Origin of the sequence: Marisediminitalea alba (assembly GCF_002993365.1) — a bacterium.
In the GTDB taxonomy this organism is placed as follows: Bacteria; Pseudomonadota; Gammaproteobacteria; order Enterobacterales; family Alteromonadaceae; genus Alteromonas; species Alteromonas alba.
In genome coordinates this window covers 1-10,562 of the sequence record NZ_PVNP01000096.1, presented here as the reverse complement: position 1 = coordinate 10,562, position 10,562 = coordinate 1, and the positions used below count along the sequence as shown (strand labels likewise).

Genomic DNA, 10,562 nt, shown 5'->3' with positions numbered 1-10,562 from the left:
AAATTAGAGAAAGACAGTGTGTTGTGTAGTGATGGCTATAAGCCCTACATAGCTCTTTCTGAGAAAAATGATTTAATACACAAGCGCTTAGATGTGGCAGGAGGAATTAAGGTGATAGATAAAGTCTTTCACATTCAAAATGTTAACGCCTATCACAGCCGTCTGAAAGCGTGGATAAAACGGTTTCACGGAGTAGCCACAAAATACTTGGAACACTACCTAGGTTGGTTCAGGTTTATGGATACTCCAGAAAACCTTAACGAAAACAGGCTCTTTTCGATTCAACAACAGTTAATCCGAACATAGCCATCGAAAAATTCGATGAGTCGCTGCCGCAACTGCTGGCCGACTATAATGTACTTATCAAGCCACATTATTTCAGCCTGACCAAAGAACGCTACGAAGGGCAACGCGCGCTATTTAAAAAATGGGCAACCCATGAAAATGTGCATATTGCGGGTGTGGAAGACTATAACCTGATACCGTTTATGCAAATATCCGATGTAATGTTATCAGATGCCTCCTCGGCCATTTTTGAGTATGCCGCTCTGAATAAGCCGGTTGTATGGTGTGATTTCTATCAGACCCGCTGGAGCTATCGGGGCATTTTAAAGTTTCGCTTAGAGAAACGTCTTGACCCCGACCTACAGATGTTCCACGATCTTTGCACGCGTGCCACGTTGCCTAAGCAGGTACCCGCAGCCATTGAAAGCGCGTTGAATAATCCGGAAAAGCTTGAACCCCAGCGTTTGCAAATTACCCAGGACATGGTGGGTGCCACCGACGGGCAGTGTAGCGAACGTATCAAAGACTACATTCTGGCCAACAGTTAACTAACCTAAAAGATCGTCATCAGTGCGCTACTTATTTTATATTTCGCAGAATTACTCGTTCGAAATCCTTCGCCCGTTACAGCAAGAAGCGCATCAGCGTGGTGACCAGTGCGCCTGGTTTATTGAAGGTAACGAGGTGAATATCAGTTTGTTCAAGGAAGGGGAAAACCGCCTTAAGAGCATTGCTGAGGTGGTTGACTATAAGCCTGATGCGGTGTTTGTGCCCGGCAATATTGTACCGGCATTTGTACCCGGTCTACAATGCGCAAACGCCTGGGATACTGGCAGTTTTAGTCAGCGCTAAAATCTTAGCCAGAGTAAACCTTCATTTAGCTTTTTGCCATGCATACTTGTGATAGCTGCCCCCATGTGTTCACTTGCGTAGTCAGCAAAATCACTAAATGCTTTGTCTGATTTGGCATCTATATAAACCGAACACCTTTTCTCCATGCATCCCATGTTAACAATGGTAATATCGTCAGGCTCGTATTCACTCACGAGGCGCCTTAATTCTCTCTCTTTATCCATTGAGCGCTGGCCAAATTCTGTTGAGGACACTAACCTCTCAATATCTGTATGTTTAGCGGAGTACTCAAAATTTTGCTGATCCGTTTCAGTGTACTCGGGACTAACGTGAATCAGGTAGCCAGTATTCCCATTGCTTTCTATTTCGCTAAAAGCCACCTGATAGTTATTCTCGGTCATTTCCGGCGATGCCTGATCCCACAATCCGATCAGATAGTCGTACAGCTCACCTTCATATAAGATGCCCCCTGCGTATTGACCGCCAAGGAACAAATCAAGGTCGGATAACGTATCTAATTTAACTTCTGGCTGGGATTCAGCAGCAGGCATAGGAGCGGAATCACCTTCTGCGCGTGGCGCAGTGGATCCCGGCTCAACGACGTTTAAAGTTTACACTGTTTCGATTGGTGTATTTTTGGTTGACGCCAGGTCAGGTGACTCAGACTGACTTAATAGAATAGGCGCAGATGGCCAGCAAAGTAATGCTTATAAGACTAATTTTCACAACAATCCCTGTATACAGCACTAAAATCAAGTACTGGGTTTATACCACTGCGCCCCTTAAAATTAAACAAAATACCTATAACAATCTTGATGTTAAGCTAATAACGGAAAATAAACCTTAGCCATTCACAACAGTTTAAGCCCTCCTAAAGCACCATTTTCATCCCTCCACCAGTCATTTAAAGTGAAGCTAACTAACCGCCGGGAGTCACCATGAAAAACATTTATTTGGTCATTGCAGCTATTAGTTTGTTATTCGCTATTCGCCCGGTTTCTGCACAGCACGAAGATGACAGCGCGAACACCAGTGAGTTAAGTTACGAATCCTTTGTAACCAGCGCTAAACCAATTAAATGTTTGTACGGTTATGCCGCAGAAAAAGTGGGCGATCACGATGCGGCCATTGCGATTTTTGAGGACTGCATTGAACGCTTTAACAGTGTGTATTCAATGATCTGGCTGGCGCAAATATATGACACCGGTGTTGGCGTTCCCAGAGATGAGAAAAAGGCCACAGCCCTGCTTAAGCGAGGTGCCATGACTAATGATGAAGCGGGCTATTCCTCATTGGCTCAATATCATTATGGAGTTGCACTAATAGAAGGTAAGGGTACCCCTGCCGACCGTGCGGCAGGCGAAGCCTGGCTTACCAAAGCCAGCGAAGCCGGAGTTCAGGAGGCAACCGATTACCTCAGCAGTCTTCCGCCCTCTTCAAAGTGATATACAACCTGCAAATTGCCATCCATGCGTTTTGCATCGGTACCGGATGCCTTGCCATACCCGGCTTCCAGCCTTAACGCCCAGCCTTCTTTGACACCAAAGAAACGGTACTCATAAGACAAGCCTAGCCCCTGGGTAGTTTTTCTGTCGGTGATGACAATATTAAAAGCAGGGCAATTGGCGGGATCTGAACCGCAGGGTAAATCGGTTTTACGTGCACCCACAGCACCAACAAAACCGCCCCACACATGATGCCCTTCGGCCCACTGCACGCCAGCTGTAAAACCGTCGTCCAGACCAAGCTTATAATTAGCGTAATACTCTATATTATTGCCCTGTTTGAGGGTAATTGTAGGCGCCAGAATGAATGGCCAGCCACCGCCGGCACTAAAAGTGTCTGCGGTGACATTGGCGCCAGGTAATGCCAGCACCAGGCCAGCAATCAGAGAGGATGTAAGCCGGTTTACTTTGCTTTTGAGCATGCGATTCCTTAACGTGTTCCTGGTTATTAAGGTCGCAGACTCTACCTATCCTATGGTCAAGAAAGGGTAAAATTAATCACCATTGCGGTACTTTTTCAGCGGGGCTTTTTCGGAACAGGCTAATCCGATCCATTGGCTGACGCCGAACCCGCTGTAGCCGCAATGACTCCGGCTGTGGCCGCAGAGGCCTGCTGAGCCTGCAGCTGATCGGCAATTAACGAAGCATTCTGGTTTTCGCTGGCAATAATGCATGGGCCATAGCCCAGACCATCCAGTTTGTTTTCCCACAACACCTTGCCATCTTTGGCGGCAACGCAGAATAAATGCCCGCCGGAATAGGCAAACACTTTGTCATCTTCAAATAACAGGTTAGTGACACCAGAGGTGGATTTCAGTTTGGTGGCCCAGAGCTTATCGCCCGAAGCTTTATCGAGGCAAACCAACTGACCTTTGATACCGAGAAAGAGCTTTTCCATCGTTAATACCATACTCGCTACAGGTGCTAATCAGCCTACCACTAAATAGCGCAGTCAGGATCAGTCAGACATACTTACTAACAAATATTGAGTTAGCTGTCTTTTTCTGAAGTTGCTGCCAGTTGCTCTACCGCCGGTTTGTAGTTTTGGGCGGCGGACTTTTGCAACCACTGCAAACTTAACTCCGCATCCACCGGCTTGCCTGCACCGGTTGAATACATCACCGACAGTGCATACTGAGCCCGGGCATTGCCTGCTTCAGCAGCTATAGAGAAGAGCTCGGCAGCTTTATTGAGATCACGCGGCACGGCCAGGCCGGTTTCATACAGCCAGGCGAGTTCGGTTATGGCAGCATAGTTGGCGGGGGATTGCTCGCTGAGCTTTATCAGTTGCGTAATGGCCTGCTCATTGTCACCACGCATAAGTAAGCGTTTAACGCTGAGCATGGGATCATTACTGTCGGTCTCATCACTAGTGAGCGTCTTAAGCAGCCGGCCGGCATCCTCATCACCATCTAAAGCAGCCACCATTAACCAGTGTCTGGCAGTCTCTGCCGGCACCATTTGCGGGTGCTCCAACGCCATCAGACCAACCTGATAAGCGCCGGCGCGGCTGCCTGCTTCGGCGGCCTGCAAATAATAATCGCGCGCCGCAACCAGGCTTTGCTCAACGCCTTTGCCCTGCTCGTACAGGATCCCTAAATTAAACAGCGCTTCGGCTTTACCCGCACCGTCTATCTGCAGCCACATGGCATGTGCCAGTGGATAATTGGCCATCTTGTATTCGGCATAGGCCATGTAGAGCTGCACTCTGGGTTGTGCATTGAGGAAATCGTCTGACAATTCCACATTAGCCCTGGCCTGATTTAAGTTAATCAGCCATAGTAACCCAATCACCAAAATAACTGCTCGCATAGTTCACCTGCTCAACAACACTCATGAACTAAGCCTAAGTCAATTTTAGCCGGGATGATCTCCTACTTTAGGACTTTTTTCGCAGGCAAAAAAAAGCAGGCCAGTGGATGAGGGCCTGCTAAAAGGATTCTAATAGAGTTAAGAGACACACTATTAAAACTACGTACGCAGTTAATGTAACCTCTTCACAACCCAATTGCAAATAATAATTATTATCATTACGGATTTTGTATACCGGCGATCAGGCTATCAATTACCATACGGATTTTAGGTGATAAATGGCGGGTAGGCGGATACACCGCCCATATTCCTTCGTGGGCAATTTGCTGGTTTCGCAATAACTCGATGAGCTCTCCGGAGGCCAGATATGGCCGGATGTAGTAATCGGGTAACTGAATAATACCGAGATCTTTAAGCGCCGCATCAATTAGCGCTACACCGCTGTTACAGCGCAAACGCGGCTTTACCCTAACATGTTCCTGCTTGCCATTGCGGCTGAACTTCCAGTTATCTGAGGTCCCCAGAATACACTGATGACTGGGCAATTCAGACAGCGAGTGTGGTGTACCACACTTTTCCAGGTAAGCCGGCGAAGCCGCCAGGTGCCAGGCGCGGCTGGTCAGTCGCCGGGCGATATATGAAGAGTCTTCCAACTCACCCAGGCGAATGGCCAGATCGTATCCATCGTGGATTAAATCCACCAGTTGGTTGGTGAGGTTTAACTGGATCTCTAAGTCCGGGTGTGCCGCTGAGATGTCATTCACAATGGGAGCAATAATTCGCTCGCCGTAGGTCACCGGCGCGGTCATTTTTAACTTACCGGTAGGTTTTGCCTGCAGATCGGTAACCACTTTCTCGGCCGCGGTGAGCTCTTCCAGTATAGGTTTGCAATGGCGATAAAAAGTCTCGCCGGAGTCTGTTACTGCCACCACACGGGTGGTACGGTTAAGTAACTTGGTACTTAACCGGTTCTCCAGTTTTGCTACCTGACGCGAAACCTGCGCGGTAGAGAGCCCCAGCCGCTTTGCCGCCAGGGTAAAATTTTGCGCCTCAACCACGGCGACAAATTCGTTAATACCTTCCCAGTTCGCCATAACACTCCGATTATTACCATATAGTAAAGGTTATTTACATAAATCAGCTATTGTTACTAATTCTATCAGGTCTACAATAAATGTATTGAAATAAATCAACTTAAGAAAACCAAGAGGATCTTGAAATATGGCAGATGTCATTACCTGTAAAGCAGCGGTCGCCTGGGAAGCCGGCAAACCATTAAGCATTGAAGAAGTGCAAGTTGCGCCACCTAAAGCGGGTGAAGTGCGCATAAAAATTGTTGCCACAGGTGTTTGTCATACTGATGCGTTTACCCTGTCAGGTGACGATCCTGAAGGCGTATTCCCGGCAATTCTGGGCCACGAAGGTGGTGGTATTGTTGAATCAGTAGGTGAAGGCGTTACTTCTTTAAAAGTGGGCGATCACGTTATTCCACTGTACACCGCAGAATGCGGCAAGTGTAAGTTCTGCCTGTCTGGTAAAACTAACCTGTGTAGTGCGGTTCGCGAAACCCAGGGTAAAGGTCTGATGCCTGATGGCACCACCCGCTTTACCTGTAACGGTAAAGAAATTTTCCATTACATGGGTTGTTCTACTTTTTCGGAGTACACCGTACTGCCAGAAATTTCACTGGCTAAAGTAAACCCTACGGCGCCACTGGAAGAAGTGTGCTTACTGGGCTGTGGTGTTACAACCGGTATGGGCGCAGTCACTAAAACTGCAAAAGTTCAGGAAGGCGATACGGTAGCGATTTTCGGTCTGGGCGGTATCGGCCTGTCAGCCATCATTGGTGCCACAATGGCCAAAGCCGGTCACATTATTGGTATCGATCTGAATGAATCTAAATTTGAGTTGGCTAAAAAGCTGGGCGCAACTGACTGCATCAACCCGAAAGACTACGACAAGCCAATTCAGGAAGTGATCGTAGAAATGACCGACGGTGGCGTGGATTACTCGTTTGAGTGTATCGGTAACGTTAACGTTATGCGTTCAGCGCTTGAGTGCTGCCATAAAGGCTGGGGTGAGTCAGTCATCATCGGGGTAGCTGGTGCTGGTCAGGAAATCTCTACCCGTCCATTCCAGTTAGTTACCGGTCGTGTATGGCGCGGTACTGCCTTTGGTGGCGTAAAAGGCCGCTCAGAACTGCCGGGCATTGTTGAGGACTATCTGGCAGGCAAGTTTGCCCTGAATGATTTCATTACCCATACCATGGGCCTGGAAGACATTAACGAAGCTTTTGACTTAATGCACGAAGGCAAGAGTATCCGTAGCGTAATTCATTACAACGCTTAATCACTACTCCCGCCACCAGTAACATGACCCACATTAGGGTGGCGGGGTAGTTTTTTCATTGCACATCGGAAGATATCATGACAATAGAAAATATCAGTTGTAATAAAAGCTTCGGTGGCTGGCACAAGCAGTATACCCACCGCTCTGAAGTGAATCGCTGCACCATGCGTTTTGCTATTTATTTGCCACCGCAGTGCAGCAACGGTACCAAGGTACCAGTGGTTTACTGGTTATCGGGCCTCACCTGTAGCGACGAAAACTTTATGCAAAAAGCTGGCGCGCAACGCGTGGCAGCTGAGCTGGGCGTAGCCATTGTGGCACCAGACACCTCGCCACGAGGTGACGACGTTGCCGACGATGACAACTACGATCTGGGTAAAGGGGCAGGCTTTTATGTCAACGCCACCCAATCGCCCTGGACAACCCACTATCACATGTACGATTATGTGGTAAAAGAGCTGCCTGCGATCATCGAAGAGAACTTCCCGGTTTCAGATAAACGTGCCATTGCCGGTCATTCCATGGGCGGTCACGGTGCACTGAGTATCGCGCTGAAAAACCCGGGTATGTTTGCTTCGGCGTCGGCCTTCAGCCCAATTACTAATCCGGTTAACTGCCCCTGGGGCCAGAAAGCCTTTACCGCTTATCTGGGCGACGATAAATCAGCCTGGGAAGCCCACGATACCGTGTGTCTGATCAATGCCAGCAAAGCGCATACGCCAATGCTGGTCGATCAGGGCCTGGACGATAACTTCCTGGCTGAGCAGCTAAAACCCGAGGCGCTGCAACATGCCGCTGAAGCCAATCAGTATCCGCTGACCCTGCGTCAGCATGAAGGCTACGACCACAGCTACTACTTTATAGCCTCGTTTATTGACGATCATCTGCGTTTTCACGCCGGTCACTTCTAAATTAGTCTGCATGAACAGTAAAAGGCTACAATCACGTGGCCTTTTTTGTCCCCGCTCGACAGTGCCAACTGTAAACATAAAGATAACAAAACCCGGTAATTTTGTTAGCGCTCCAATTCCAACTTGTACGACAACCCACAACCTAATACATTTATTACTACGCCAAAGGCCCCGCGCAGTATGAGGTGTGCCCTTTAAGGCCGCCAGGCGCGTTCACGCTCAATAACAATTATATGGTTTCCAGGTACTTACTATGCGCTTTAGCTCACTTAGTATTAAACAAAAGCTCATCTCTATTCTCATCATTGCGGTACTCGCCTCTACCCTGCTGGTAGGTACGGTTCAACAGTTTATTGCCCGCGATATGATGGAAACCAATATGGAAACGGCGCAGTTACCCAATATGGTAAAACAGGTAGCCAACCGGGTAGATAAAGAAGTGACTCTGATGAAATCAGTCGCTTTCAGCATTGCCAATAATCCGGATATTATTGCCTGGTCTGCGGCCGGTGCCGATAAGCAGGGCGAAAACCGGCTGGTAAATTATCTTGGTGAGATTGCCCGCTTTAACGATCTCACGGTAACCTCATTTGTCGACCGCAACACCCACAAATACTGGAATCAGGAAGGCTTTTTACGAGAACTTAAAAACGATCAGTACGATGGCTGGTTCTTCGCTTATAAAGACAGTGGTCAGGAAACCTCGTTAAGCTTGTACAACGAACCCGGCCAGGGCTATCGTTTATTTGCTAACTACCAGCAAACTAATGGCCGTGGCATGTCGGGAGTAGCCAAATCGGTTGATGAACTGGTTGACGTACTAAACAGCGTAAAAATCGCCGAGAGCGGCTTTATTTACATGACCGACGGTGAAGGCACAATCATCGCCCATTCCAATACCGACCTGTTAGGTAAGTCGCACTTACGCGATGTCACGTCCGGGCAAACTGCTAACCAACTACTACAACAGCAGACTTTTAACCTCGCCCGAGGGGAAGAAATGCTGTATGCCAGCACTTATGTGAAAAGTGCCGGCTGGTACGTTATCGCTCAGGTGCCCGAAAATGAGCTGTATTCGCAAATGGACAATGCCAGCCTGAGTATGATTTTCTGGTCGTTGGTGATTGCCGGTGGTTTTGCACTGCTAGGCGTATGGCTGGCCGGAACCATCAGTAAGCCAATTGAAAATCTCGCCGCCGTGTTTAAACAGCTGGGTGACGGCCACGGTGATCTGACCAAGCGAATTCCCCTGCCAGAACAGCGTGAAACCCGCCAGCTGGTTGATGGTTTTAACCGCTTCATCGCCAGTTTGCATGACATTATCTCACGGGTAACCGATACCAGTGCCAATCTGCGCCAGTCTGCTTTTGAGGTGGCCAGCCAGTCCAAAACCACACAGACCAATAGCGAAGAGCAGCGCGACCGCACTATTCAGGTAGCTACGGCGCTAACCCAGATGAGCCATACGGTTAATGATATTGCTTCGTCAGCACAAGCTGCTGCAGCCGATGCACAGGAGTGTTCCTCAACTTCAACTAACGGGCTGGATACCACTGCCCGGGCAGTCGCCAATATTAATCAGTTAGCCAGGCAGGTATCTGAAGTGACCGCCGTTATAGAGTCTCTGGATTCCCATACTGCCGATATTATTGGCATTCTCGATACAATCCGGGGCATCTCAGAACAAACCAATTTACTGGCACTGAACGCCGCCATCGAAGCGGCCAGAGCCGGCGATCATGGCCGCGGCTTCTCGGTGGTAGCCGATGAAGTACGCAGCCTGGCATCACGCGCGGCACAGTCTACCGATGAAATCCAAAGCAAAATTGATAAATTTAAACACGACTCCGACCAGGCGCTGGTGAAAATGCGTGACAGCCGCGAACAAACCGAAGAAGTAGTGAGTGCAGCACAAAATCTGGAAAGTCTGCTTACCTCCATTGCTTCCGGAATCCAGCATATTAATGATGTAAATATGCAGGTTGCCACGGCCACTGAAGAGCAGACTCAGGTGATTGAAGATATCAACCAGAACATTCAGCAAATCAGTACCAATAGCGATGATAATCTGCATGCGGCCAGACAAATGGTTGCCGTGAGTGATCAACTGGATTCGCTGGCCGCTGAGCTTAATGAACAGGTTAACCGCTTTACGCTGTAATAGAAAAACCGGGCATGAGTGCAGTTGCCCGGGTTTATACCCAATGATAAATCTGCACACCCTGACGGGCTTTACACAGTGAGCGAATGTGGCTATAAATTAGCCAACACACATTGTTAAAATAAGGATATTTTCACTATGAGTAACGCCCGCAGCCTGCGTATTTTCGCCCTTATCGGTTTAGTTTCTTTAACGGTATTTCTGGCTTACTCCACCTACCGCAACCAACAAAGCATTGAGCAGATTGAGTCTAAGGTTGTCAGCCAGAGTGAAGCTAAGGCGCGTCTGATTAGCCACTAGCCTAAGCTAAAATTCCCGCTGATAAGACAGCGCAATAAAGTCCAGGCCCGGATTAGGTTTCTTAAAGCCGGCATTAGAGTAATGGAAGTAACGCACGGCTACGTGATGCTCGTTGTTGTTTCCAAACTGCATCATCAGGCCCAGGCGATCCAGGGCGAGAGCATGAGTGCTCAAATTTCGTTCAACGCTACCAAACCCGCCGCTAACACCTTTTCCAAGTAATCAGTGCTGCCATGCGCACGCTTCTGTTTCCGTGGCACACTCGTTTTTCTGGTTGTCTCCGCACGAAGCATGTTCAAGGCAAGCTTCCTCGCTCCTGACAGTATTTCGGCGGCATTGCCACGATATATCTGGCATTCATCTTCTTTCATTGAGACATCAAGGACC

The 10,562-nt window shown here is 48.5% G+C and carries 15 protein-coding genes; 8 read left to right on the top strand and 7 right to left on the bottom strand.

Translation table 11 applies throughout. The annotated features are described in order from the left end of the window. The 3 genes from C6Y40_RS10545 to C6Y40_RS10535 all read left to right on the top strand — a co-directional run. A partial coding sequence (locus C6Y40_RS10545; RefSeq protein WP_146129467.1) for an IS1595 family transposase occupies nucleotides 1-306 on the top strand: 306 nt, incomplete at its 5' end. Continuing rightward, nucleotides 303-833, top strand: a complete 531-nt coding sequence (locus C6Y40_RS10540; RefSeq protein ID WP_105934559.1) for a CDP-glycerol glycerophosphotransferase family protein — start codon at nucleotides 303-305, stop codon at nucleotides 831-833. The genes C6Y40_RS10545 and C6Y40_RS10540, both read left to right, overlap by 4 nt. Nucleotides 834-855: 22 nt before the next feature. Beyond that, entirely contained in the window at nucleotides 856-1,137 is a 282-nt protein-coding gene (locus C6Y40_RS10535) for a hypothetical protein (RefSeq protein WP_105934558.1), read from the top strand. On the opposite strand, the gene C6Y40_RS10530 is transcribed toward C6Y40_RS10535, so the two are convergent. Further along, the gene (locus tag C6Y40_RS10530; RefSeq protein ID WP_105934557.1) at nucleotides 1,134-1,688 is read right to left on the bottom strand and encodes a hypothetical protein; all 555 of its coding nucleotides are present in this window, start codon (nucleotides 1,686-1,688) and stop codon (nucleotides 1,134-1,136) included. The two genes, C6Y40_RS10535 and C6Y40_RS10530, sit on opposite strands and share 4 nt — an antisense overlap. 387 nt (nucleotides 1,689-2,075) lie before the next feature. Here C6Y40_RS10530 and C6Y40_RS10525 point away from each other — a divergent pair, with 387 nt between their 5' ends. Further along, on the top strand, nucleotides 2,076-2,582 hold the full coding sequence (locus C6Y40_RS10525; RefSeq protein WP_105934556.1) for a tetratricopeptide repeat protein: 507 nt from the start codon (nucleotides 2,076-2,078) through the stop codon (nucleotides 2,580-2,582). Here C6Y40_RS10525 and C6Y40_RS10520 read toward each other — a convergent pair. The 4 genes from C6Y40_RS10520 to C6Y40_RS10505 form a co-directional block, all read right to left on the bottom strand. Beyond that, nucleotides 2,549-3,064, bottom strand: coding sequence for a hypothetical protein (locus C6Y40_RS10520; protein ID WP_105934555.1), 516 nt, complete (start codon nucleotides 3,062-3,064; stop codon nucleotides 2,549-2,551). The two genes, C6Y40_RS10525 and C6Y40_RS10520, sit on opposite strands and share 34 nt — an antisense overlap. A 119-nt stretch (nucleotides 3,065-3,183) precedes the next feature. After that, a complete protein-coding gene (locus C6Y40_RS10515) occupies nucleotides 3,184-3,540 on the bottom strand; it encodes an outer membrane protein assembly factor BamB family protein (RefSeq protein ID WP_105934554.1) in 357 nt (118 codons plus the stop codon). Nucleotides 3,541-3,632: 92 nt separating this feature from the next. Beyond that, nucleotides 3,633-4,454 (bottom strand): tetratricopeptide repeat protein, encoded by an 822-nt coding sequence (locus C6Y40_RS10510; protein ID WP_105934553.1) that lies wholly within the window; start codon nucleotides 4,452-4,454, stop codon nucleotides 3,633-3,635. Between the two features lie 218 nt (nucleotides 4,455-4,672). Beyond that, complete coding sequence (locus C6Y40_RS10505) at nucleotides 4,673-5,548, bottom strand: LysR family transcriptional regulator (protein WP_105934552.1); 876 nt, start codon at nucleotides 5,546-5,548, stop codon at nucleotides 4,673-4,675. Between the two features lie 127 nt (nucleotides 5,549-5,675). Here C6Y40_RS10505 and C6Y40_RS10500 point away from each other — a divergent pair, with 127 nt between their 5' ends. From C6Y40_RS10500 to C6Y40_RS24735, 4 genes are all read left to right on the top strand, one after another. Then, nucleotides 5,676-6,803 (top strand): S-(hydroxymethyl)glutathione dehydrogenase/class III alcohol dehydrogenase, encoded by a 1,128-nt coding sequence (locus C6Y40_RS10500; protein WP_105934551.1) that lies wholly within the window; start codon nucleotides 5,676-5,678, stop codon nucleotides 6,801-6,803. A 77-nt stretch (nucleotides 6,804-6,880) separates the two neighbouring features. Next, a complete protein-coding gene (gene fghA / locus C6Y40_RS10495; protein ID WP_105934550.1) occupies nucleotides 6,881-7,714 on the top strand; it encodes an S-formylglutathione hydrolase in 834 nt (277 codons plus the stop codon). Nucleotides 7,715-7,967: 253 nt separating this feature from the next. Beyond that, complete coding sequence (locus tag C6Y40_RS10490) at nucleotides 7,968-9,875, top strand: methyl-accepting chemotaxis protein (RefSeq protein ID WP_105934549.1); 1,908 nt, start codon at nucleotides 7,968-7,970, stop codon at nucleotides 9,873-9,875. A 138-nt stretch (nucleotides 9,876-10,013) separates the two neighbouring features. Continuing rightward, nucleotides 10,014-10,175, top strand: a complete 162-nt coding sequence (locus tag C6Y40_RS24735; protein WP_164464674.1) for a hypothetical protein — start codon at nucleotides 10,014-10,016, stop codon at nucleotides 10,173-10,175. A gap of 6 nt (nucleotides 10,176-10,181) precedes the next feature. Here C6Y40_RS24735 and C6Y40_RS10485 read toward each other — a convergent pair whose 3' ends face one another. Further along, nucleotides 10,182-10,349 carry an acyloxyacyl hydrolase gene (locus tag C6Y40_RS10485; protein ID WP_240621911.1) on the bottom strand — a complete coding sequence of 56 codons (168 nt, stop codon included), beginning with the start codon at nucleotides 10,347-10,349 and terminating at the stop codon, nucleotides 10,182-10,184. After that, the coding region (locus tag C6Y40_RS24960) for a transposase (protein ID WP_420836918.1) at nucleotides 10,346-10,562 on the bottom strand (217 nt) is incomplete at its 5' end. The genes C6Y40_RS24960 and C6Y40_RS10485, both read right to left, overlap by 4 nt.